Source organism: Aureliella helgolandensis (assembly GCF_007752135.1).
GTDB classification, from domain to species: Bacteria; Planctomycetota; Planctomycetia; order Pirellulales; family Pirellulaceae; genus Aureliella; species Aureliella helgolandensis.
Map to the genome: position 1 here is coordinate 364,238 of NZ_CP036298.1, position 25,220 is coordinate 389,457.

Sequence of the window (25,220 nt, forward strand, 5' to 3'; positions counted from 1 at the left end):
CTCTGGTCCCTAGTAAGTGTTTTTCGAAGGTGCGAGTTGATGGCAAAGATTTTGGTTACGGGCTATGGTGGCTTTTTGGGGGCTGCTGTTGCGCGGCAACTCCTGCGAGCGGGCTATGAAGTTCGTGGACTTGCCCGAGCAAATTATCCCCGTTTGGCCAGTCTAGGCGTGGAGTGTCTTGAGGGGGATGTGACCGATCGGGCCGTAGTGTTGCAAGCCGTGCAAGGATGTGCTGGAGTCGTGCACACTGCGGCCAAGGCTGGGGTGTGGGGAGCTTGGCAAGATTACTACCGGGTGAATACGCTGGCTACCTCTCATTTGCTCGAAGCAGCGCATCGACATGGGGTCCGCGCTTTTGTGCATACGAGCAGCCCTAGCGTGACGTTCGCTGGCGAGCATCAGTCGGGAGTGGATGAGAGTGCGCCCTACCCTAAAAAATGGCTTTGCTTCTATCCCCACACCAAAGCCCTGGCTGAGCAGGCAGTGCTGTCCGCCGCGAAGATAGGTCAGGTCCGGACCTGCGCCTTGCGTCCCCATTTGATTTGGGGCGAGCATGATCCGCATCTCTTTCCACGCGTTATCGCCCGTGCCAAGCAGGGGAAATTGCGTCGAGTTGGGTCGGGCAAGAACTTGATCGATGTGGTTCACGTTGAATCGGCGGCCGGTGCTCACGTGCAAGCCATCAACCGATTGCTCGACGACGATCCACGCTTGAACGGACAAGCATTGTTCTTGACCGATGGGCAACCTGTGGAGTGTTGGGAGTGGATCTCAAAGATCTTGTCCACGGCGGGTGTGCCCGTCCCCACACGTTCGATTTCATACTCAGCAGCGTACGGCATTGGTGCGATATTGGAAGCAATCTATTGGGGATTGAAACGCAAGCAGGAGCCGCCGATGACTCGCTTTGTCGCAGCCCAATTGGCGCTCGATCACTACTTTAATATCGATCGAGCACGAAACTTGCTCGACTACCAACCCGAGCGCGATGTCGAAGCTGAGTTTGAAAAGTGCCGTCCCTGGTTGCAGCGGCTAGCCACTGCGTAGCTATTGTTGGAACGCTCCGATCGCATGCCGGCTGGGTGAATCGTAACTCTGCGGGCTCGTGGTCTTACGGAGGTGCGGTAGAAGCATTTCCCATAACTTTCCTGGGCACGTTACAATTGTCCGCACGATGACAATAAGCTTATGGATTTAATTGACTGTGTTCATGCATCGCGCTCTATGGTATTTACTCTGGCTCGACTTTCGTGGTTCGCTACGAAGTGTGCTGAATATCCGCAATAGCTGGCGGCAGGTAGTGCTCTTGCTGCTGATGTTGTTGTTTGTTGGAATGATCATTTCCGCTCGCGCATTTGATCCGAGCGGATCGGGAGGCGGCCGATTTGGTGCAGCGATGCCGTTTTGGGCGCTGCTCTATCTATTGGCGACATGGTTGACCGCATCGGCCGATCGTGGCTTGGTGATGCGGCCCGCAGAAGTGCACTTTATTGTTGGTGGTCCGTTCCGCAGTCCTGATGTCATTACGCTCAATCTAGTGCGATTGGCATTTCGCTCGCTGATAAGCGCTACGGTCCTATCCTTAATTGCCACCGCTTACGTCAGTAGCTTTCCTGCCGCGTTGATGGGAATGTGGCTGTTGATCGTGGTGTCGCTGCTGATTGGGATGATTGCCTCTTTGTCGGCTCGCTCGGCTCATACGATGTCGATCAAGCGGCTCCGGCGCCTGGTTTCGATGTTCGCCTTAGCCGGTTTTTTAATGTTGATTATCCAGGCGATGGGACAGTTGAGGGAGCACGGAGAGGTGCCACAGATCTCGACCGTGGCAGCGGCGGCGATCAATACGCCCATCGGTCGGGTAATCTTGCCACCGCTGGGATGGATGTTTGCACCTCTCTCGTCCGCGAACTTCTTCCCCGATGCTTGTCTGCTCATGCCGGCTCGGCTGGCGGTCTTGGGACTGTTGATCGCCATGGTCTACGCGCTGGGGGGACGCTATGCAGAGGCCAGCACCAATCGAACCGATCAATCGGTCACCAAACGGCAGAACGCACTGCGTAGTGGAATTGCCGGCGGGGCGGGAGCCGCTTCATGGACTCGGCGATTGCGAGTACCCATGCCTGCCGCACTAGGAGGCATTGGAAGCGTTGCGTGGATGCAGATGACCCATTCACTCCGGATCTTGCCACGCTATCTCATCTTCACCGCGGCTATTGTAGGCTTGGTTCTCGTTGTTCCCCTGATGGTCGATCCAGACCGACTCAAGGGGTGGGGGATGATGTCATGGATGACAGGTTTAACGCTGTACGCCGATTTCTTACTGCTGCTGCAACTGCCGGTAGGTTTCTTAGGCCCCGTTTCTCAACGCGAAATGCTCAAATCACTTCCCATTCCATCATGGCGGATTGTGGTGGGGCAATTGGCGGGGCCGCTCTTGCCGGTGTTGGTCTTGCACAGCCTAGTCGCCAGTTTATTTCTCTATCTGGTACCGCAGCAACGCTCCCAGGTCTTGGTGTTGTCATTGGCCTTGTTGCCAGCCGCCTTAGTCGTTACCGCAAACGTCAATCTGCTGGGCATGTGGAACATTATCCGGCCCAAAGCGCTGCAGCAACGCGATGCACTGGCCGCTGGTCGGGCAATGGCTAGCGTCTGGATCTTTTTCGCGATGTTGATTCCGGCCATCTTCGTATCGGCGGCTTGTGCTGGCCTGCTGGCTGCCCTGACCGGTGTTCCCATGCTGAGCTACCTGATTGGAGGTTCGCTCGGGGCTTTGCTATCGAGTTCGATCTACATTTCACTTTTGGCTCGCGCGTTTAGGAAATGGCAACCGAGCTCTCGTGAAGGTGGGCAAGAAGAAGTCGAACACGATCGGTAGTGGTTTACCTGTGGTATTATCTGGCGCAACGGTTTGTTGATATCGTCACCCACCGAGGGCAAGGAAGAGGGGCTGCAGGGTGATTGGGGTGCGGCCGTCGTGGTGAGGTGGGAGCTGTTGCTGTTGTTTTGCCACGGACCGGGGGGCCATGCTACTCTTGCGATTTGCGTCTCTCGTAAGCAAGGAAGGGTGGTTACTGCTGCAGGGTGATTGGGGGCCGCTCACTAGCCTTCGATTAAAAGCGGCGGCATGGGGCAGTCTAGGAGGTCGGAAATACCGCGGAGTAATTCTGCTTCCTGCCAGGTGACGTGCTGATCGGCACAGATGGCTGCGGCGCAGGCATCGACTAGCCGTCCTCGATGTTTCGCCGACACCAACGTCAGCTTTTTCATGATGATTTGCAACTCGGCCAGCGCGCTGGGTGAGCGGGATTGTTGCGTTAATTTCAATTCTGGCAGGAGTTGAGCCCCATTGCGAAACGCTGTGGCTGCAACGGTCGCGTTGTTCCCAGCTTCAGCTACGATCGACAGTAGAGAGGAGCATTCGGGGGCGAGTTGCTGGAGGTTGTAGTACTGTGTTCGAGGAGCTCGGACAGGCTCGAATTGTGGCCGCAAATGGCGCATGAGAACTTGGGCCAGCATCCATTCGAACAGATCAATCTGCTCGTCCGCCTGAGCCAATTCTACAAAGCAGAAACGGAACTCGGCAAATTGCTTAGCGGACATGGCTCGCAGGGATGGCAGCACGATGTTCATTAAGGGGAGACGTGCGCGATCGTCAACTTGATCAACTTGTGGCTGCAGTTTCTCGACGAGTTTCACTACGTCCGGTGATGCATGTTGTGCAAGAACGCTGAGCTGTGCCTTGCGAATGCTCGATTTCTTATCTAGCATCAATGCGTAGACGACGGCTCGGGCGCTGTACGTCTCGTGGGCCGCCTCAAGCAATGTCTCTGGAAGGGCTTGGATCAAATCGGCTGCGTAATCGCGGTGAGCGGTTGTCGGGTCTCCCACGTGTTCAATGGCATGGTCCACCAAGGCCACTGGGACCTCCGCAAGTTTTCTGTGGTAGCTGGACTGGGACGCGCCAGTGGAACCAGCAAATCCGGCTGCTCCCGCAACATTTCCTGGAGCGAAATTGCTGGCTGGGTTAACCGGCGCAGGAAACGCGCCATTCCAATTTGGCTCGATGGCTCGAATGCGTTTGGCCAAAGGGGGGTGAGTAGCCCATAGGCCGGTGATGCCTTCCCAAACACCTTGCGCAAAGTACATGTGGCTGGCTTCAGCGGCATGGGGCGATTTGATAGCGGACCCCTCTTTGAAACCTCCAATGCGTTTGAGCGCATTGGCAATCCCCGCCGGATTTCGAGTGAATTGTACGGCTGAAGCATCCGCCAAGTACTCGCGTTGCCGCGATACGGCAGCCTTAATCAGGTTCCCAAAGAACGTCCCAATGAATCCCAAGACAAGCAACGCAACGCCAATGGCCATAATGACGATGATGACTTGACCACCATTGCCGTTATTGCTGTTGCTGCTGCTGCGTCGCGAACGCCCTGCTCCTGAGTAGAAGAACATGCGCATGACAATCTGACCTGCCAGGCCGATTAGCAGTATTCCGTGCAGTACCCCAATCAGTCGAATGCTCATTCGCATGTCGCCATTGAGAATGTGGCTGAACTCGTGGGCAACGACCCCTTGCAATTCGTCACGGGTAAGTTGTTCAGCGCAACCACGTGTAATACCGAGTACTGCATCGCTGGGGGAGTAGCCTGCCGCAAAGGCGTTAATCCCCTCCTCCTGCATCATATAGACCGGCGGAACAGGGACCCCCGAAGCCAGGGCCATTTCCTCTACCACATTCAAGACGCGACGCTCGACAGGATCTTTGGTGTCGGCGTGCAGTTTGCGACCACCGAGGCTCTCGGCAACACGCGTTCCACCACCGTTTTGAAGGTCCAAGATCTTGTAGAGCGAGCCACCGACGATAATCATGAGAGTTACTAGGCCCGCGATGATCGGTACGGAGTATTGCTCAGGCTGGCTGGCAAACGGCTGAATCGCCCCACGAGCTTGCGTGCGAATGACGATCACGGAAATTACCACCACGGTGGTCACAATCGCAATGACTGCCAACGCAAACATGGTAACTAGCCACCAAGTGCTCTTTCGAGCATCGGACTGGCGTTGAAAGAAATCGGTAGACATACAGAGCGGTGTCGGTGAGAGAAGGGAGACAGTTGAGTCGTATTAGAATGAGACCTTAGGGGCCTCGGCAATCGCTTTGCTATCGAACTGCAGCAGTTCCGCATTTTGAGCATGTCCGAACATGCCAGCCAGCAAAACTGCCGGAAACCCTTGCCTGTAGATATTGTAGGAGGTAGCGGTGTCGTTGTACGCTTGACGCGCAAACGAGACTTTGTTCTCTGTGGTGGTGATTTCTTCCGTCAGCTGCATCATATTTTGATTGGCCTTCAAGTCCGGATACGCTTCCGACAAGGCGAAGAGGCGGCCAAGTGCGCCGGTTAGACCTTGTTCAGCGCCGGCCAGTGCTTGCATGGCGGCTGGATCGGAAGGGTCGCCAGCGGCTTGCTTGAGTCCCGATACAGCTTGGTTTCGAGCGTTGATGACTGCCTCGAGTGTGTCTTTTTCATGGGCCATGTAACCCTTGACGGTTTCGACCAGATTGGGAATGAGGTCGTATCGCCGCTTGAGCTGCACTTCGATTTGCGAAAATGCATTTTTGTAGCGTTCTCGTAGACTAACCAGATGGTTGTAGATCCCAATTCCATACAGGATGGCGATCAGAATTACCCCTAGAAAAACAGCTAAAACGATCCAGGCCATGTTGTGAATTCTCCCACGTGGAATTGAAAAGCAAATTGCAAGACTTAAGCATACCGTAACCACGGCTTGTCCGCAGTTCAGGAACGCTGATAGTCCCAGCAAACCCATTGGTACCTAATTGAGACCGATTGCAACAGGATAGGGCTTTGAATGCAAGGCAACTAGGCGCAGCCGCTCGGAAATTGCGCGTTGGGCCAGCTTGCGCGAGAATAGCTCACCAGCTCTAAAAGTGAGGGGTACTGGCGGGAGCGACTGCCACTTGGGGGAATCGCGGTGCTATTTGCCGATGTTTAGCGCTCGAGGGCGAGCAAGCATTGGATTGAGATCGGTTAGAATCTAGCCTGTCAAAGCTCATCCCTACCCTCACAAATTTCTAGGAGTTTCACCCGCGATGCGTCTACCCTATCGATTGATTCTAGGTGGTTTCCTCTTTGGAGTCTTCCTGCAGCCTGCTCTTGTTTCGGCGCAAACGGCGGCGATTGCCGAATCGTCATCTCTGCAGATTCCTGACACGGACGAAGGGCTGGCTGGCGTGGGGCCGCTGCGGCGGTACGACTGGTTTCGGAATCTGTGGCGGCAGAGACGCTCGACCTGGGCAACCCAAGTCGAGCAGGATCAAGGTGCAGTGGTCTTCCTAGGCGATTCCATTACCCAGGGGTGGGGAGATGACGTTGGTGGCAGCTTTTCAGGGATGAAAGTTGCCAACCGTGGGATTAGCGGGGATACCACGCGGGGGATGCTGTTGCGTCTCCAAGAGGATGTGTTATCACTCAATCCTGCGGCCGTAGTCATCCTGATGGGGACCAACGATTTGGAAGAATTGGCGACACCGGAACAGGTCGCAGAGAATTTCTCAGCCATCATCTCAGCCCTCAAAGCTCATCGCGCAGACATGCCGATTGTCGTTTGCGAAGTGTTTCCTAGCTCGGAAAGCAAGAAACGCTCGGCGGAGAATATCAAAGCCGTCAATGCACTTTACCGGCAAGCAGTGCATGGGGATTCGCAAGTTACCGTGGTGGACACTTGGACGCTGTTTGCCGATGCCAAGGGAGATGCCAAGGAAGCTGAGTTCCCAGACTTGTTGCACCCCAATCAAATTGGCTATGCCAAGTGGGCGGCAGCTTTGCGTCCGGTGCTGGCAACGCTTGGCCTAATCGAAACCGAGACAGTCGCGTTCCAGCCCGATTCTGGATTTGAGAGTTTGTTCAACGGGCATGATCTAACGGGCTGGTGCTTGTTGCCGACTACCCAAAAGCAGCTCAAGCAACGAGCGGGGTGGAAGAATTCCCCGCCGTGGCCCATCGTTACGGAGCGTTTGGATCTTAGCGGAGAAACGGCGACACCCGATGGACGCTACCGAGCCATCCATGGCCGCCTGGTGGTGACTACGCCTCCCGAAGGACGGAAGATTCAGCAGCTGTGGACCACCCGGGAATTCCCCGAAGACTTTACCCTCAAGCTTGAATTCCGCGCGACGCCCAATGCGGATAGTGGTGTGTTTGTGCGCGAGCCTCAATTGCAATGTCGCGACTACTTGCTGGCGGGGCCCTACAAGGATCTCAAGAATTTTCGAGAAGGCGAGTGGAATGAACTGGTCGTAGTTGTCCGGGGTAATTCCGCCAAATGCACCTGCAACGGCGAGGTCCTCGAGGCTGAATTTAAGTTGCCAGAGTCCGGTCCCATCGGATTGGAAGGTGACCGAGGGCAGATTGAATACCGGAACCTGCAGATCGGACCGGTTGAATAGTGCAGCTCTAGCCGTGCGGCAGTGCGGCGCGTTCCGAAAAATTGGTTCGTTCCTAGTCTGACGGATGCGTATTTTGAGAGACAAAACTGGGGTTGGGGGGCGGCATTCGTGCCGCAACTTCCATTCTCCAGTTGTGCAATTGGTTTCTCAGTTCCTGAACCTTCTCAGGCTGAGTCGCGGAGAGATCGACCTGCTCACCAATGTCCTCCTTCAAGTTGAATAACTGCACCGAATGATTTTCAAAGTATTCAATGAGTTTGAAATCTCCGGAACGCACTGCTCCACCTGGGCTCTGCATGCCGTGATTGCTGTAGTGAGGGAAATGCCAGAAAAGAGCTTCCCGGGAGCAGGCTGTCTCTCCAGTGAGAAGCGGAGCGAGGCTAATCCCATCAGTGACAGGGGGCGGAGCTGCGATACCGGTTAGCTCGGCAAGGGTTGGGTAGATGTCGGTACTGATGACTGGAACCTCACAGACGTTTTGGCTCAACGCTACGTGAGGTGATTTGATGATCATGGGGATTCGGATACCTCCTTCGTACAACCAGCCTTTTCCGCCCCTCAGGGGAAGATTGGAGGTTGAGAATGCCCGATCTAGATTCGCAGGCGATATGCTTCTGCGAGGATTTCCGAAGTTGGCGGCAGACATGCCACCGTTGTCGGACGTGAACACAATGATCGTGTTGTCCTCCAGCTCGAGAGATTCCAGCTTTGCCAGCAGTCTGCCTAAACTCTGGTCGATGGACTCGACCATGGCAGCGAATTGAGCATTGTCTTGATGTTGCTTGACTTTCACGGTTCGCTCGGGGAGCACTTTAAAGCCCTCCCAGTCGCTGTTCGCGGCTCGTCGATCGAGCTGTGCGCGCGTTAGAGGGACCAGTGCGTCGGGATTGCCTTCCAGTAGAAATGAGGGCTTTGGAGACGGTGCACGTCGCGCAAGTCGCTGCTGATACTTGTCGACCAAATCCAGTCGCCCTTCGATGGGATCGTGGACCGCAAAATGAGCGAGGTAAAGGAAGAAGGGTTGGTCGCCGCTCGATTCGATGAATCGTTCCGCTTCTTCTGTAAGAGTATCGGTCAGGTAGGCGCCGTCCGATCGGTCGAGTCCCTCCATGGCGTAGGGAGCGTAGTACCCCGCTTTGGGCCATCCCTTGTTCCACTGTGGTATACGCACGTCAAAGCCATGTTGTGTCGGATCGTTCGGGGATTCCCCCAAATGCCATTTTCCGAAGTGACCGGTGCGATAGCCACAGGAACGGAGTAGTTCTGCAAGCGTGATTTCGCTGGCTGGCAACGCTTGAAGGGAGCGGACGTTCTGCAAGCGTTGGAAGGGAAAGTCTTTGCGACCAGGTAACCAGTCGGTCAACTGCAATCGCGCCGGATACTTGCCGGTCAAGATACTAGCCCGACTGGGAGAGCATACATGGCACGTCGCGTAGGCTTGCGTGAATCGCGTTCCCTGACTGGCCAGACGGTCAATGTTGGGAGTTTCATGGAAGCTGGAGCCGTAGCACCCCACATCGCTCCAGCCGAGGTCGTCGACCAAGAAGAGAACGACGTTCGGCAGACGCTCCATCCCATGGATTTCATATTGCGAACAGCAAATCGTTGCTAGGATCAATAACCGAAATACTGACATGTCATTGACATTCCTATTCTTGTGGGCAAGAGTGGGGAGGCAATCGCATTCTAACTCAGTGACGGTCAGTAGAGGGGATGGTCTTTTGAGTCGCACGGACTACCGCGCACATGCCGGGGAGAGAAAGTTGAAGATTTCTAGTTGTGTACGTCTGGTAGCGAGCCTTATTGGTGTGGTGGGCGTCATGGTGTCAGGTTGCCAAGAGAGCGCCCGCGAGGAAAACGGTCAGGGGCCGCAGTATGTCTCTCAGGGACCTCCAGGAGAAGTGGCTACGGTTCAGCCAATCGACGAAGCGGGGCCGACGCTTCGACTGAGTGAGTTCGCACCCGCTACCAAACTCCGCACCGAATCGCACTTGTTAACCCATGCTAGCCAGCCAGTGGTGGATGTGCACTCGCATTTGTGGTTTCGCACCAAACGCACCCCTGAGGAACTCGATGAATTCGTCAAGCTCATGGATCGCAATCATATTTCGGTCGTGATCAGTCTCGATGCGCGCTTGGGGGACCGTATTGATGAGCATTTGAAATTACTGTGGACCGACTACAAGGATCGCTTTGCTGCTTTCACCAATATTAATTGGCAGGGGGAGGGGCAGGAGGACGACCCCGCGAGTTGGGATTGTCAACGCGAGGATTTCGCACATCGAATGGTGCTGGGGCTCGAGGATGCAGCCGCGCGCGGTATCAGTGGAGTGAAAGTGTTCAAAGCATTTGGGCTCAAGTATCGCAATCCGGACGGGAGTCTGATCGCAATTGACGATGTTCGATTCGATCCGATCTGGGAGGCTTGCGGGCGACTTGGATTGCCAATCCTCATTCACACGGCCGACCCGAGTGCTTTTTTTGACCCGATCGACTCAAAAAATGAGCGAATCGAAGAGTTGTCGAGGCATCCCGACTGGCATTTTCCGGCGGATCGATTTCCCCGTCGTGAAGAGTTGCATGCGGCTCGTGAACGACTGTTCGCTCGGCACCGAGGAACCACGTTTATTGCAGCCCATTTGGGGAACGATGGAGAGGATCTGAAGGAAACGGCGCGGATGCTCGAGGAGCACCCGAATGTGGTGGTCGAGTTTGCTTCGCGCATTTCGGAACTCGGTCGCCAGCCCTACACGGCACGAGACTTTCTGGTTGCGTACCAAGACCGTGTCCTGTTCGGAACCGATGGGCCTTGGCCCGAGGCCCGCTACCATTTGTATTGGAGGTTCTTAGAGACTCGTGACGAGTATTTTCCGTACTCGGAATACCCGGTCCCTCCCCAGGGATTTTGGCAGATCTACGGTGTCGACCTGCCGCCGCCCGTGCTGGAGAAGATCTATCACGGGAACGCGGCGCGGATCATTCCGGGGATCCGCGAACGGCTCGAAAAGAATACTTCTTCTGGAGAGTTTGGCGAGCGTTAATTTTTCATGCAAGTGCTCAGAGCGAACCATTCAGACCTTGGAGGAGTCACCCTTGGGTGATACACCTTGGTGGATTGCTCGATAACTATTTGCGTAAAAGGTTCCATGATTCATGACGAGAGCTGAAAGCAGTGCGACGGCGCCCGAGCAGCGAAGGTTTGAACGCATCGTCGTGTTACTCTTAGCAGCGGTGCAATTCACCACCATCGTGGACTTTATGATTGTAATGCCCCTAGGGCCGCAACTCATGCGGACTCTGGAGATTGGTCCTGCCGAGTTCGCCCTGATTGTTTCTTCCTACACCTTTGCCGCTGGGGTGGCGGGTTTGATTGCCGCAGCGGTGGTCGATCGTTTCTCGCGCAGAGCCGCATTTTTGTTTCTTTTCGCTGGCTTCTTGCTGGGAACCCTGTGCTGTGCATTTGCACCGAACTACCAAGCCTTGGTCGTAGCTCGCATTGTGACTGGCGGATTTGGTGGAATTCTGGGCGGGATTACGATGGCCATCATCGGTGATGTTTTCCCCGAGGAGCGACGGGGGCGAGCCACCGGCTCCCTGATGACCGGATTCGCCTTGGCCTCCGTGGCGGGAGTTCCTTTGGGGCTGGTGATTGGGACCAATTTCGGTTGGCACATGCCCTTTATCGCTTTAGCCATGGGGGGCCTGCCTGTGCTGGGACTGGCGTGGTACGCACTTCCACCGCTGAACTCGCATGTCGATCAAGTCCAAGCCAGGCCGTTGCGTTCGCTGCGCGACACTTTCACGCACCGTGATCACCTGAATGCGTTCGCTCTGATTGTAACATTGATGATTAGCAGCTTTACCGTGTTTCCGTTTCTCAGCCCCTACTTGGTGAGTAACGTGGGAATGACCGAACAGCAATTGCCTTTAGTGTACATAGCGGGTGGCTTATTGACCTTGTTTGCCGCGCCAATCGTAGGCCGGCTGGCAGATCAATTTGGCAAGCTGAGAGTTTACCGCTGGGTTGCTCCGTTGTCTGCCTTGATGTTTCTTACGATCACGCACCTGCCCGAGGGGCGTGTGTTGCTTGCAATCTGTGTCTTCGGAGCGTTGATGGTTTGCAATGTGGGACGTATGATTCCCGCGATGGCCATGGTGACCAGTAGTGTCGCCCCTCAGCGTCGCGGAGCCTTCCTAAGCGCCAACTCTTCGATTCAGCACATGGCTAGTGGCATCGGTGCTTATGGCGGGGGATTGCTGGTCACGCAGGCAGCCGATGGGAGGATCGAGCATTTTGGCACTATTGGTTGGATCTCCGCTGGGGCGACCTTATTGACAATTGTGCTGGCTGGCAGAGTTCGAATCGTAGTGGAGGAACCGATTTCGGCTGAAGAGATTTGCTTGGAAGCGGCGGCCGAAGCGAGCGTGGATGCTGGCGAACCCTTGGCCGGAGTGCACTGAATTGTTCGTGCGGTCACTGCCCGTCCGAACGTCAGTCGTCTAGGACCAAGTTGTCGATGAGCCGAGTGGGACCAACATGGGCGGCGATCAGAGCGACGGCAGGTCGGTCGAGTAGGGTGAGATCCGCTAGGCTATCGCGATCGACGATGCGGGCGTAGTCAATGCGGTCGACGCCAGCGTCGTACAAGATGGTTTCCATTTGCTTCTCCAGCGTAGCGATGGCGGTCTGTCCGTTTGCTGCCTCAGCCTTTACGTGCGACAGGGCCTTCCATAAGCCGAGTGCCGCATGCCGTTTTTCGGGACTCAGGTAACGATTCCGACTGCTCATGGCCAATCCGTCGGGTTCCCGAACCGTCTCGCAGCCCTCGATACGGATGGGGACGTTCAAGTCATTAGCCATATGCCGAATCACCGCCAATTGTTGGTAATCCTTCTGGCCGAAATAGGCGATCGTTGCGGGGACGATCTGAAATAGTTTGAGGACGATGGTCACGACCCCCTGATAGTGTCCAGGTCGACGCACCCCTTCCAGTGGTTCTGCGATGGCTGGGGGCTGGACCGAGCTGGAGAATCCCTCGGGGTACATTCGCTCGCGCGGCGGAGTGAAGACCATGTCGACCCCTAGCTGTTTGAGTTGCAGCAAGTCCTCCTGCAGTGTTCTCGGGTAGCGTCCGAAGTCTTCCTGGGGACCGAATTGGGTGGGATTAACGAAAATGGTAACGACGGTGATATCGCACTCCTGTCGGCTTCGTTCGGCGAGTGACAGGTGTCCGGCATGCAGGGCACCCATGGTCGGAATCAGGCCGATACGCAATCCCTCGCGTCGCCAGTGATCGGTGTGCGCATAGGCTTCGGTGGGGGTTTCGACTATCTTCACGGATCAAATTCCAAGTATATTGTGGCGTTGGCAAAAATTACGTGTGGGCGGAAACGGGGGATGCCTGGACCTGTGGTGCGACGCGTTCTGGGGTCCGTCCCCGTGAACGGTATCCGGCACCTGTAGCTGCCGCCCGAATCCTTGACTTGCTCGCCGGCTGTCGTTGGCGTTGCGATCGTACGTGTGACTGAATTGAAGATTGTAATCGGATGAGTAAAGTTTGCGTAATCAATGTTGTGGGCTTGACGCAAAAATTGGTGGAGCATGCGCCGCGCATTGCCTCGGTGGGAAAGGCTCACGGCTGGCAAAGCCCCTACCCGGCGGTTACCTGTACGTCCCAGGCGACGATGTTAACTGGGCTCAGCCCACGGGAGCATGGTATCGTGGGCAACGGCTGGTATTTCCGCGACACGGGGGAGATTCGTTTTTGGCAACAGTCGAATCGCTTGATGGCGGGGGAGAAACTGTACGAAGGTGTACCGACTGCAAAAATGTTCTGGTGGTTCAATCAGGGGGCACCTGTCACGTGGTTTGCCACGCCCAAGCCCTACTATGGGAGCGATGGCTCCAAAGCGTTTGGGATTCTTGACAAGACGGAGTGTGATTTGACTACGGAGCTGGGCGAATTTCCCTTCTTCAGCTTTTGGGGGCCCAAGGCTGGCTTGCCGAGTTCGGACTGGATCGCCCGAGCTTCTGCACTGGTGATGCGCCGGAAGCGACCAGAATTGACGATGGTTTATCTTCCGCACCTCGACTACGATTTTCAGCGTCTACCGATTCATGACCCGGAGCGCGTGCGCGAGGTCGATCGATGTGCGGGGATGGTCATTGACGCTGCGGAGGATATAGGTGCGACTCCCATCGTGGTTTCCGAGTACGGTCTCGTGCCGGTTTCCAGGCCAGTTGAGATTAATCGAGCGCTGCGCCGCGCGGGTTTGCTGGAGGTGCGAGATGGGCCCTTTGGCGAAACACTGATGACGATGGATTCCAAAGCCTTTGCGGTGGTAGACCATCAGTTGGCTCATATCTACATCAACGATGTCCGGTGTACGGCCGAGGTACGGCGCATCGTGGAGGATTTGCCAGGTGTTGCATCCGTGGTGGAACCGGGGGAGCTTCAGCTCGATCACGCACGCAGTGGAGAGCTCATCGCCCTGGCAAACGACGACGCATGGTTCGTCTACTACTACTGGTTAGACGATCGGAGGGCACCCGATTTTGCGACATCCGTTGACATTCATCGCAAGCCAGGATACGACCCTTGCGAATTGTTCATGACCTCTCCGTTGCGGGCGGCGGCTCGGCTGCTGCAAAAGAAACTGGGGATGCGATACCGCATGGACGTTATTCCCCTCGACCCCAGCCTGGTAAAGGGGAGCCATGGTTTGCGTCCAAGTGATTCCGAGGGGGCAGTCATTGTCGGGCCAGATGCCCCGACAGACATGCGCGACTTTAAAGCTTATGTCCGTCGTCTACTTGCCAGCTCCAAAGTTGGCCCAACTGGCCGCCAACCGTGACGCGTTTTCCATCCGCCGATGGAGCGGCGGAGTAGATCGCATTTTCGGCTCCGCTGAACACTCGGATCTGCTTTCCGTCGTCCGCATTGTAAAGCCGCACGGAACCGTCGGCGGCGGTAGCAATGAACTGAGTGGTTTGACCCAGATAGTGCACTGAGGTCACCTCTTTACTGAATCCGGCAATCGTCCGTTGCTGTTCCCCGGTGTCGGCGCTCCATACCTTGATGGAATTGTCCGCGCTCGCAGTTGCCAGTTGTTGGCCATTGTTCTGCCAATCGACAGCTAGGACGTGGTGAGAGTGCCCTTCGAATGCACGAATCATTTCGCCCGACTCGACATCGAACAAGCGGCAAAGTTTGTCGGCTCCGCCCGAGGCAAGCCAGCGGCCATCCGGGGAGAAGCGTAGGCTCAGCACGCTATCGCTGTGAGCTTGTCCCAAGTCCTTGAGGACTTCGCCGGTCGACACCTCGAGCAATTGAATGTCCCCAAAGCGGCTTGGCGGGCCACTTCCGATCGCCAGTTTTTGGTCATCAGGTGAGAAGTCTAGGGCGGTGATGCGGTCGCTGAATGGAGATTCGTCGGCGGTGCCGATAACCCGCTCCAGCTGCCAGGGAAGTGCTAAATTCCAGGCAAGAACGCGTCCGTCGACCGTTAGGGCCAGTAGGTCCGAACCCTTTGCAGACGGCTGCAGCTCGGCAAGACTGCTGGTTGCGCCCAACAGGTTTACAATGGGGCGTCCCGTTTGGGTGTCATAGACTCGAACCACGTTGTCCGTGCTTGCCATGATGATCCGCTGGCGATCGTGGCTGAATTGACAAGCGATCTGAGCCAGTGGAGCGGGTTGCTGAGCCAACTGTTCGACGGCAGCTTGCTTTTCCGTCAATCGCTCACTCTCGAGGGAGACGAGAGATTCCATTTCTGGGATGCGCGCCGCGGCGCGTTCAGCACTGTCGGTGGATGTGGCTAGGGCTTGTTCTCGGTTGGCCAATTCTTCTTGGGCAAGCTTTTGTTTTGCACTGGCTTCCTCGGCGGCCTTCTTCTTGGCTTCCAGCTCGGCGGTAACCGTCTCGACCTGCTTCATCGCCGCAGCCACAGCCGCCTGGGCGGAGGCGAGAGCCGCTTCGGTATCGCTTACGCCGGTTTGGGCAGTCGCCAGCTCCGCATCTTTGGTCTTCAGTTCCTCTGCAGCTTTGTCCCGGGCCTCTTGGACTTTGACTCGGGCGGCCTCTTCCGCTTCAGAAGCGGTCTTCAGGGTCGGCACCTGTGCCGTATATTTTTCGACTAAGAACTTTTGGCGAGCTGCGTCGCTCTCCGCCATTGTTAAGCGTTGGGATTGAACGTAGTCCTTGTCTAGGCTACATACCTTTTCGCCACTCTCCAGACTCCAGAGTTGACTGACTCCCGTTTCCAGCGTGCTTGCAAGTAGAGCACCATCCAGGCTGAGTGTGAGGAAACGGCAGGCACCCGCCGCTGGGAACTCTTTCACTAGCGATAGAGTCGTTAAGTCGAGAACTTGCAGTACACCACTCTTGAGTGCAATAGCCAAAAGTGGTGTTGGTGCGGTGACTGCGTCCAGTGCGGTAATCTCCTCCGGCAATTCAAGCCATTGAAGAGAGAGTGTAAGTGCTTGTTCCTGTTGAGATCCTTGGTCACCTGTGTGAGCGAAGGAGAGCGGCTTGCCGGTCGGGTCCTGGATCGATAGTTTGGCAAGTTTTCCAGCGTCTGATCTCGCGAGTACGTGCTCCCCGACACTCAGCAAGCGTTGAATCTGTGGGGTGTTCTCCGGCAGTTGGAGGCGACTAGCCTGGTAGGTGGTGGCCGTCGTTAAGGACACTGCACCAGATGCATCGCATGAGAGCAAATGATCCTCCGAAACCCAGCCTAATGCCGTTATGGGCGAGCTGTGAGACTTGAGGAAGCGGTGAGATTGCCCCGATTGCAGATCGACGACCTCTAAACTAGATTCGCCCGTTGCGTAAGCGAGGCGGGAGTTGTTGGGGGAGAGGGTGGCCATCGTGACACCAGAGGGTAGGCCTGCTAGATGCTGTACGGCATTGGTTTGTCGTCGCCAAAGTTTTACACTCCGGTAGCCGCCAGTTGCTAGTCGCTGGCTGTCATGGCTGAAAGCAAGCGAGTGAACAATGTCAAAATGTGAAGCGTCGAGCGGCTTGCCGTCGGAGAGTTTCAGCGAGGGGTCGATGAGTGTTTGTCGAGGAGTTGTCTCAGTAGGAGTTTGTTGATCAATGAGCTCTACACGATTGCCGCGGCCGACGGCTAGAAGATTGCCGTCTGCTGAGGTCGCCGAAGCGTAGATGGGGTTGAGTTCGGCTGGCATTCGCGTCCAACTCGTACTGGTGGAGGTGGACGAGGTTGAGTCGAGTGCTCCTTGCGCGATCCATGCTTGCAACAATTGCAATTGTTCTGCAGTCAATGGTTTGGCTCCCACCGTGTTATCTTCCGGAGGCATCAAACCCTCTGAGTCGTCCGTTACGCGTGTGAGCAAGTAGCTCTCCTCCAGGTTGGATGCCATCACCGCCGCGCCCGAGTCGCCACCCAGCATGAGGCTTGCGTGGGACTCAAGATTGAGGCCTCCTTCAGCCTTTTTGGCGTTATGGCAGGCCAGGCAGTTTTGCGAGAGGAGTGGGAAGATCTCCTGCCGGAAGTCAACTGACGCGGCAGGGGCCGGCTTTTCAGGAGCTTCATCCGCGGCCCAGGCGGGCTGCGATAAGAACGCAAGGTCCGTTGCAGCTAGCAAGACTAGTGCATAGCAACCGGTGGAGAGCAAACGCTCGCAATAGAATTTCATGGAAATATCGGCGGGTGCAAGTGGAGGAAGGCGGGGAGAGTCGGAGGTGTCGAACCTCTTGTTCAATTGTAATTCAAAATCAAGTGATTTGTCACAGATTGGTACTGGGTTTGTTGTGCCGACAAGTCTGCGGCACTCCTATGTTTTTCAGTTTGTTCCTCATGTTTTGGCGAGAAATGCATTCCCCTTGAGGCGCTGTCTCTCGAATGATTCGGGAGCTTGTCCGATCGCGCACGCTTGAGGGATTGCTCTCTAGCAGGTGCCCACGTCGGCGCGTTGTGCGACGTGGACGCGGTCGGTAGCCAGCCGAAGAGGCGGGCGAGTTTCGTGTTTGTCGCGCGATGCTAGGTGGCACGAGCAATGTGCGGGCTGCGGCTGACTCGGGGAGCCTCGCTTCGCCCTCCGGATGGGGACACTTCGAAACTCTTGTCTTTCCGGTTTATCGAGTTCGTTGCATTTTTAGGCGAACGCTAAGCTCGCACCCTCGAAACGAACACTAGTCGCCGCGCATCCGGCTTTACTTGAGCCACGGAGTGCAGCTTCGACAAAGCGGAGCGCGTGGCTACGGCGCAGCTGGCGTGATACGCACCCGCTGTGGTAGCGTGGGGATCCAGGTCGTGAGCTCTTTTTCTTCCCATTTGATCTTGGTTTCGTTCTGCAACCAGAAAGTGAATTCACCTATCGGTGCATCAGCTGCTACAACCAACTCAATGGTACCCTCGGACTGCGCGGCGGCAATGGTGACGTCAGCCACCGAGGTCTTAGGAGGTAAATGCTGGGGACGGAAAAGGCAGTCGGCTTGCCCTCCTGGCTGACGATGGAGTTGGATGGGAATCGATAACTTACCACCTTGAGCAACCTCCAGTATTTCCTGGGAACCAAGCTGCGCTGAAAGAGGGGCCGCTTCGGAAGAGTTTGCTCCGATCCATAACTCGGAAGTCAATCGGGAACGCACTGAGTTGTGCACCGGAGATGCGGCCCAGACAATCGTGGCTGGCTGGGCAATTGCGGCGGTGTTCGCGTCGCTCTGGCTGTGCCCATGGATTTGCACCGGACCCATCCAGGCCGTGGATTCGGCGGCACGAAATAGGGTTAAGGAGCCTTCGCTACCGTTCTCTGGTATGACAATCGGTGGCGCTAACAGTCCGTCAGGTAATCCCTCTGCGGACACTTCAACGGCACCACTAAATCCATGCTTGCGGACGACAAGGATACGAATGGTTTCCGCTCCTTCGGTCAGTAGGTTGGATCCGAAAGGATGAGACGCAGCTGGGTTGTTGGTGAGGGAGTTGCGGTAGGCCAGCAATTCAAAATCCGGATGTAGGGGAGTTGCGCTCACTCGGAATTGTGTGGCTTCAGCGGGACGGCTCCCACTTTCGTTGTCGCGCAGCTCCAGTTGGTAGGTCCCGTCGGCTGGGGCAGTCCACACGAATTGAGGATCACGCCTCGTGAGTTTAACAGCTGCGTCGCCAATTTGAGGCGCATCGTCCTGTTGGGTAATTCGCGTGGGCTGCGCTGCGGTATTGGTGTCCTGAGAGGCTGGCAACTGGTAAAGGATCAAATTGGGGTCTGTCAACTGACCATAGGCGGCCGAGGAAACTTCGATCCACAAGGGTTGCGCTTGTGTGGCCCTGAAGTCGAAGGTTGTTTGGTTGAGATCGCTCTGCAGTTGAAAGGGAATCGCAAACGGTGGGGTTTGCGAGTTGGCGAGCACCTGCTCAGTGGCGATCGAGTGCGCAGCGATTTGGTCTATATGGAAACTTGTCGCCGTGCCTTCCAGCGTGGGGCGGAGGAGTTGGTCGAGCTCCATTGGGGATGGCGGTGCCTTCCCGCTATCAATTTTGTGTTCTAGTGCGTAGGCATACTCAACTCCGCCGCCAAAGAGGAAGTCATGCACGGCTAGATAGTATTCACCTGCCTCTTGCGTCTGGTAGCTGATTTCTGCTGGCCAGCTCCCGGTGGCGCGGGAGCGAGATAGTTCCTCACTTTGCGGAGAGAGGAGACTAAGTGTGGGAGTGGCAAGTGAATCGAGCGCTTGTGCATAGCAACTGACGCGGAGAGTTTCACCAGCGGATAGGCTGATGCGGTAGTAATTTCTCTTTTGCGGCTGGCAATGCGCCACAATAATCTTGTCGGTTAGCAATTCTTGAGAGGATAGGTCTTGGGAGGTCAAGAGAGTCGAGTGATCGGCGGAGATCTTCACGACTGGCTGTTGGGTGATGACCAAGGCCCGCGGGTTGCTGACCCCCAAGCGTCCAACAGCGCGCACTTCGCAAATACCGGCTGGAGCCTGAGGTGGAATGGTGACCTTAAAAATCCCACTGGGCGCTGCCGGTTCGCTAGGATTTTCCGCTGGCGTGCTCCCCTGCTCCGCGTTGATTCCTGGGGTTGAAAATAGGAGCTTCTGAAGGTCGCCGGTATGCTCGCCCGCTGCGATACTCAGCTCAATTTGAGAACCCGCTTGCGCGACCGCTTGAGAAAGTGCTCGTACTTCAATCGATGGAATCTGTGCACATAGGCTGGTGGTGGTCTGGTGCAGTGCCATGAAAAGCAGCGCAGCACAGGGCAGTGAACGGAAATTCAGATTCATGGAGGGGTCGGCAGGTGGATGACGTGGTGGGATGACGTGGTGGGATGGATATGGGGGCTGCGGCAAGGATTCGTTGGTTGCGGGGGGCACAAATCGTGGGGTGAGCTTAGTACGAGTGATATACCTCTTTCCAAACGCGCTAAACCTGGCTGTATGGCAATGACAAAGAGCTAAGGCTTCGTGCATTGCTTGATTCCAGGGCTTCGTTGTTCTAAACCCGTAGCAAGGCTACTCAACCCGCAAGCTGTTGAGGCTTAGTCCCCGCGGACTGGGCCGAACCCCACCGGCATGCAGGCCGAAAGCTTAGGCTAGACGATCACTAGTGATTGAAGACAAACTCTTTGCTGTTGAGAACCGCCCACACGAGGTCTTCGTACGCTTGACGCAGTTGGTCAGACTTGTTTTCCAAGTACTGAACTGCTGTTTGCAATTCGACCGCCGTGGGACGCCGGCTGAACGCAGACAGATACAATTGCTCCACATTGCGAGCGACTCCATCGGAGCTGTTGGCGTAGTTGGCTGCCAACCCAGCATCGTCGGAAAGTTTGGATTGAATTTCTTTGGAGTTCAGCAGATGCAAACTCTGTGCAAGTGTAGTTTCCTGGGAACGCTCGCATTCACAGGCCGTGGCTGAATCGGGTTGGCCGAAGACATCCAAAAAGTAGGAATTGAAGCTTGTGTCTGGAAGGCTCACTGCCCTGGTACCGACTGGCATGCCAGCGTAGGACGTGTGGGTTAAGAGGACTTCGTCGACGGCATCCAAGAGTACTTCTGCGGAAAGTCGCTTCGGGTAGTACCGCGCGTAACTGTGGTCCCCCAAGTTATGTTCGTTTGCATCAGAGCTGCGACGATAGGTATTGGAAGTACAGATGAGCCGCATCAACGCCTTCAGATCGTATCCGCTTGAGGCGAAGGATTCTGCCAGGGCATCTAGTAGTTCGGGGTTCGAAGGGGGGTTGGTAACCCGCATGTCGTCTTCTGGCTCCACCATACCGACGGCAAAGAAGTGTTTCCAGTAGCGATTGACCAGTGCCCTCGCGAAGTAAGGATTGTCATGCGCAACCATCCAGTCGACTAGATTTTCACGCGGATCGTCCAGCTCTGCAATCGGCTCCGGTTCCGCATCGAGTCCTACAGGAGGGAGCGGTGCGCCCGTCTTGGGGTGTGGAGCGCTAGCGCCACCGACACGGGATACGAAACGAGGTTGTTCGGGGGTGGGACCCTCTTTGCGAGTGACTTTGGAGAAGAAGGCGACCATTTGGAAATAGTCGGTCTGGCTCCATTTTTCGAACGGGTGGTGGTGGCAATTGGCACACTGCAGACGTTGACCGAGAAACAGTTGGGCAGCATCTTCAACCCGCGCCTCGGCAGTGGTAACTTCGCTCAACCAAGCCACGGCTGGGTTGGTCTCCATTGAACCGGTTGCAGTGAGGATATCACGCACCAATTGATCGTAGGGCTTATTGTCTTGAAAGCTGGATCTCAACCAATCATGAAAGGCGTAGGCAGCGAACTGTTGCCCGGGGGTGTCGTGGCGATTCCGCAGAATCGCGCTCCATTTTTTGGCAAAGAACTCTGCGTGGGCGGTGCTTGCCAACAAGCGTTCGACCAAGCTCTCAACCTTGTTAGGATCGCTGCTTTCAAGGTAGGCGAGCGATTCGGCGGCAGTCGGCAATCGGCCACACAGGTCCAGGGTTACGCGTCGAATGAAGGTTGAGTCATCGCATGCCTGCGAAGGTGGGATTCCCAATGTTTTCAGTTTGTCGAAGACGAAGCTATCGACCAAATTGATTGGTGTCGGCCAGGTTTCGATGGTTACCCCCAGTGGAATGCTCGCCCGAAATACAGCGACTTGACCTTGGTAGCGCGCCATAATGGCGACGTCGCCGGGGTTCTGTCCAAGTTGTACCAAACCGCGTTGATCGACTTGTGCAAGTTCGGAGTTGTTCGATTCAAAGAGCGCGGTTCGGGTAATGTCTTCGATCGATCCGTCTGAATAGTGGGCCAGCACCGCTAATTGCTGAGACTCGCCGCGTTCCAGTCGCCGCTCTGTTGGCAGCATTTCCACATGGGTGACTACCGGATCTGCATCGCTTCCGTAGGGCATGCCGCTACCGATCCAACGCTGCAGGATACGGTACTCGGGTGAATCGATTTGGATTCTCTGCCCGCCCCCATGAGGCGATTCGTTGGTGGCCTTTTGCAGGAGCAAACTTCTGGCGGGGACGGCCGGGAACACGCGGCGACCTCGCGATTCGTGCACTAGATGCTCGTAGTCCTCGCGTGGTTCAAATCCGAGCAGAGACAGCTTGAAACCAGCTTGCCCAGCAGCCTTGCCATGGCATCCACCGCCATTGCAGCCGTATTTGGTGAAGATTGGGGTGACTTGATTGGGGAAATTGACTGGCTGTGTCTCCTCCACGCCAGTCACGTGGATCGGCAAGCTAGCGGAGAGCGTTTCGGCTCCACTCGATTCCACGGCGTCCGATTGAGGATTTGTCCACGTAGCAACTAGTTCTCCAGCACCGGAGGCCAATGGTATAACGTAGCCCGTGTCATCCACACTCGCCAGATGAGGCGGAACGACTTGGTAGGTGACCGCGCGCGTCGCGTCGCGCTGCTGAACCTGGCCATCCTCCGAACGGGCGTTGAGCGTGAGTTGCAATTGCCAACGGGCATCGCGTCCTACGAGATGTAGCCCCGGAGGCACCTCAAGCTCGGGTGCTGGGGGGGAAGTGACGGGAGGCTGGGGAGGGGCGGTGTGAGGAGTGTTGAATTCGAGACGCACCGTTTCCGCAGTTGCAGCCGCGACCGGCCTCACGGGACCCGAGATCCATGACGATCCCAGGTACATCGCGAAGCCGAGCAGGAGTGTTTTGTGCATTAAATCAACTCACTTACTGGGCTGGCATCGACGAGGTACTGGGGGCGACCGGTCGGATCGACGATGGCGGTAGTGGCCGTATCAATCCCAAGGTTGTGATACAGTGTGGCGATGATTTCTTGGACATCCACGGGGCGTTCTGTGGCGTGTTCGCCGAGACGGTTGGTGGCACCGATGGCCTGTCCGGCGCGAATGCCTCCCCCGGCAATGTAGGCGCAACTTACTTGCGACCAGTGGTCTCGTCCGGCACTGGCGTTAATCTTTGGGGTGCGTCCGAATTCTCCCCAGACCACGACGGTCACATCATCGAGAATGCCTCGTTGGTCGAGGTCACTGATCAAGGCGCTGAGGCATTGATCGAGCTTGGTTCCATGATCACGGACGAGGTCAAAATTTTGGCCGTGGCTATCCCATCGACCGTAGCTGAGGCTGACGCAGCGGGCTCCGGCTTCGACCAAGCGACGCGCGATGAGGAGATGGTCGTTGCACGTTGGGGCACCATCGTACTGATACTTGTAAGGTTTTCCGTCACCATAGCGTTCAACGACTGCGGGGTCCTCTTGGGTTAGATCGAGAGCATCGAGCAATTTACTACTGGTTAGGACATCTAAGGCACGTTGGCCAAACGCGTCCATGCCTGCCATCATGCCGGAGGTGTCGATGTCGCGGCGAAGGTTGTCGAGGCTCGACAGCAATGCGCGGCGGTCGCGGAGGCGTTCGAGCGAAATGTCATTGAGTTTCATGTTGTCCATGCCCGGGCCATCGGGCTTGAACGGGGCGTAGCTGGTACCTAAAAATCCAGGCGTACCGGCGTCGGACCAAGGCGCGTGTTTGGCGGGGGCGGCTAGGCCAACGTAGGCGGGAACTGCCGGGTCAACGGCACCCTGCAATTTGGCGGCTGCGGAGCCAATAGAGGGGCGTCCCCCGAGGGCTTGCATCTCGGTGGAAATCCAGCCGGTCAAGCACTGAGACGATTCATGCCGATCCTTGCAACCGACGACCGATCGAATCACGGCAGCCTTGTCCATCATGGCAGCCAGTTTGGGGAACACCTCGCAAATTTGGATGCCTGGCACATTGGTGGGAATTGGACGAAACTCGCCACGGATCTCCGAAGGTGCCTCGGTCTTGATTTCCCACATGTCCTGGTGGGGTGGTCCCCCTGCCAGAAAGACATTGATGACCGCTTTATGTCCCAGTCCCGTAGTGCTCGATGGCGCCGAGCCTGCTGCCTGCTGCGATTCCGCCCGCAGGATGCTCGATAGTCCCAATCCACTGCCGCCGAAGGTCAGCCCTCCGATGGTTAGGAAACTGCGTCTGGAAAGTCCGCCACAGAGGCGATCCGGCTTGCCATACAATGTGAGCATAGCGATACCAATTCGGTAGAAGGTGGGAGTGGGAGGTGGGAGGCGGAATATCTACTATTCGCTTGCTCTATTGTGTGCATAAGTCCCCGTAAGATGCAAGCCTCTATCCCTGCATTCCCCTACCCATTCTTTCCGTTAGGCTCCTGTTCTCTACCCATGACAAAGGATTTCTCATGCCTCCTGAGCCTAAAACTGCGACCGCTCTGTACCGCGAGGTCGCGGGCGCGGCATGGCTTGGGTTGTCGATCGATTTGATGCTGGGAATTGTGAAATTGGTAGGAGGCATCCTAGGGCACTCGTTCGGCTTGATCGCTGATGCCGTAAATTCAATCGGTGATGTGATTTCGACGGTGGTGGTTCTTTTTGCCCTTCGCGTTGCCCAGCGTCCGCCCGATGACGAGCATCCCTACGGACACACGCGGGCCGAGGGCATTGCTGCATCCAATGTGGCAATCCTAATTATCATTTCCGCTCTATTCGTCGGATGGGAAGCTGTACAGCGTTTTTCTGAGCAGCATGAGATCCCTCCCGTCTGGACGCTTTGGATAGCTGCTGCCAACATCGTGATTAAAGAATCGCTCTATCACTACAAGGTACGGGTCGGCAAGCGCACCGGCTCAGCGGCCATCATCGCCAATGCTTGGGACCACCGCAGCGACGCACTCTGCGCGCTTGCCGTGTTGTTGGGATTGGCGGCGATCCGATTGGGAGGCCAGGACTTCATGTGGGCTGACGAGGCCGCATCACTGTTTGTCGTGGTAGCCATCGTCGGGTCGGGAATCCAGCTCTTCCGTAGCAGTGCCAATGAGCTCATGGACGTGCAAGCGGCGCCAGCGGTTGTCTCGGAGATCCGAGATGCGGCCATCAAGGTGTCCGGTGTCAAGAATGTGGAGAAGCTGTGGGTGCGGAAGTCGGGGCTAGAGTACTTCGCCGATATTCATATTCAAGTCGACGAGTATTTAACGGTCGCTGAAGGTCATCGGATCGGCCATCACGTGAAGGACTGCTTGCTGCACGACTTTGCAGCACTTCGCGACGTGTTGGTGCACCTCGAACCGTTTGTGGAAAGCGACGTTGGAGCACCCACTGTAGGTCGTGCGACGAGCGAGTGATGTGTTAGGTGCAGTGTCGTGTCGTGTTTAGTGGAGTCGTGTGCTTCTGATACGGGAGGCCTGTGTGTCGTCGCCCCTGCTCTGCTTGCTAGCGTGAGCGTCGCCGTGCTTTTCGCGACGACTGGCATCGATGCTAGC

General features: G+C 56.2%; 15 protein-coding genes. 7 read left to right on the top strand and 8 right to left on the bottom strand.

The genetic code is table 11. The features are described from left to right. Nucleotides 1-39: 39 nt before the first annotated feature. A complete protein-coding gene (locus Q31a_RS01360; RefSeq protein WP_145072867.1) occupies nt 40-1,047 on the top strand; it encodes an NAD-dependent epimerase/dehydratase family protein in 1,008 nt (335 codons plus the stop codon). Nucleotides 1,048-1,210: 163 nt separating this feature from the next. After that, a complete protein-coding gene (locus tag Q31a_RS01365; RefSeq protein WP_145072870.1) occupies nt 1,211-2,875 on the top strand; it encodes a putative ABC exporter domain-containing protein in 1,665 nt (554 codons plus the stop codon). A gap of 224 nt (nt 2,876-3,099) precedes the next feature. Here Q31a_RS01365 and Q31a_RS01370 read toward each other — a convergent pair whose 3' ends face one another. Further along, nucleotides 3,100-5,082, bottom strand: coding sequence for a M48 family metallopeptidase (locus Q31a_RS01370; protein WP_145072873.1), 1,983 nt, complete (start codon nt 5,080-5,082; stop codon nt 3,100-3,102). 42 nt (nt 5,083-5,124) lie between these two features. Continuing rightward, entirely contained in the window at nt 5,125-5,721 is a 597-nt protein-coding gene (locus Q31a_RS01375; protein ID WP_145072876.1) for a LemA family protein, read from the bottom strand. Nucleotides 5,722-6,112: 391 nt separating this feature from the next. Here Q31a_RS01375 and Q31a_RS01380 point away from each other — a divergent pair, with 391 nt between their 5' ends. After that, on the top strand, nt 6,113-7,468 hold the full coding sequence (locus Q31a_RS01380; protein ID WP_145072879.1) for a GDSL-type esterase/lipase family protein: 1,356 nt from the start codon (nt 6,113-6,115) through the stop codon (nt 7,466-7,468). Nucleotides 7,469-7,520: 52 nt separating this feature from the next. Here the strand turns inward: Q31a_RS01380 and Q31a_RS01385 are convergent, their stop codons facing one another. After that, a complete protein-coding gene (locus tag Q31a_RS01385; protein WP_145072882.1) occupies nt 7,521-9,104 on the bottom strand; it encodes a sulfatase in 1,584 nt (527 codons plus the stop codon). Nucleotides 9,105-9,231: 127 nt separating this feature from the next. On the opposite strand from Q31a_RS01385, the gene Q31a_RS01390 reads away from it, so the two are divergent. Together Q31a_RS01390 and Q31a_RS01395 are read left to right on the top strand one after the other, a co-directional pair. Then, complete coding sequence (locus Q31a_RS01390; RefSeq protein WP_231691021.1) at nt 9,232-10,509, top strand: amidohydrolase family protein; 1,278 nt, start codon at nt 9,232-9,234, stop codon at nt 10,507-10,509. Nucleotides 10,510-10,621: 112 nt separating this feature from the next. Beyond that, the gene (locus Q31a_RS01395) at nt 10,622-11,929 is read left to right on the top strand and encodes an MFS transporter (protein WP_145072885.1); all 1,308 of its coding nucleotides are present in this window, start codon (nt 10,622-10,624) and stop codon (nt 11,927-11,929) included. A 31-nt stretch (nt 11,930-11,960) separates the two neighbouring features. On the opposite strand, the gene panC is transcribed toward Q31a_RS01395, so the two are convergent. Beyond that, nucleotides 11,961-12,806 carry a pantoate--beta-alanine ligase gene (gene panC, locus Q31a_RS01400; protein WP_145072888.1) on the bottom strand — a complete coding sequence of 282 codons (846 nt, stop codon included), beginning with the start codon at nt 12,804-12,806 and terminating at the stop codon, nt 11,961-11,963. Nucleotides 12,807-13,015: 209 nt separating this feature from the next. On the opposite strand from panC, the gene Q31a_RS01405 reads away from it, so the two are divergent. Next, a complete protein-coding gene (locus Q31a_RS01405; protein ID WP_145072891.1) occupies nt 13,016-14,323 on the top strand; it encodes a nucleotide pyrophosphatase/phosphodiesterase family protein in 1,308 nt (435 codons plus the stop codon). Here the strand turns inward: Q31a_RS01405 and Q31a_RS01410 are convergent. From Q31a_RS01410 to Q31a_RS01425, 4 genes are all read right to left on the bottom strand, one after another. After that, entirely contained in the window at nt 14,259-17,129 is a 2,871-nt protein-coding gene (locus Q31a_RS01410; protein WP_145072894.1) for a WD40 domain-containing protein, read from the bottom strand. The genes Q31a_RS01405 and Q31a_RS01410 overlap by 65 nt on opposite strands. Before the next feature lie 562 nt (nt 17,130-17,691). Then, the gene (locus Q31a_RS01415) at nt 17,692-19,719 is read right to left on the bottom strand and encodes a hypothetical protein (RefSeq protein WP_145072897.1); all 2,028 of its coding nucleotides are present in this window, start codon (nt 19,717-19,719) and stop codon (nt 17,692-17,694) included. A 319-nt stretch (nt 19,720-20,038) separates the two neighbouring features. Beyond that, nucleotides 20,039-22,603, bottom strand: a complete 2,565-nt coding sequence (locus Q31a_RS01420; protein WP_197356009.1) for a DUF1549 domain-containing protein — start codon at nt 22,601-22,603, stop codon at nt 20,039-20,041. Beyond that, nucleotides 22,603-23,970, bottom strand: coding sequence for a DUF1501 domain-containing protein (locus Q31a_RS01425; protein ID WP_145072900.1), 1,368 nt, complete (start codon nt 23,968-23,970; stop codon nt 22,603-22,605). Before Q31a_RS01425 ends, Q31a_RS01420 begins: the two co-directional genes overlap by 1 nt. Before the next feature lie 173 nt (nt 23,971-24,143). Here Q31a_RS01425 and Q31a_RS01430 point away from each other — a divergent pair, with 173 nt between their 5' ends. Beyond that, entirely contained in the window at nt 24,144-25,082 is a 939-nt protein-coding gene (locus tag Q31a_RS01430) for a cation diffusion facilitator family transporter (RefSeq protein WP_231691022.1), read from the top strand. Nucleotides 25,083-25,220 lie beyond the last annotated feature (138 nt).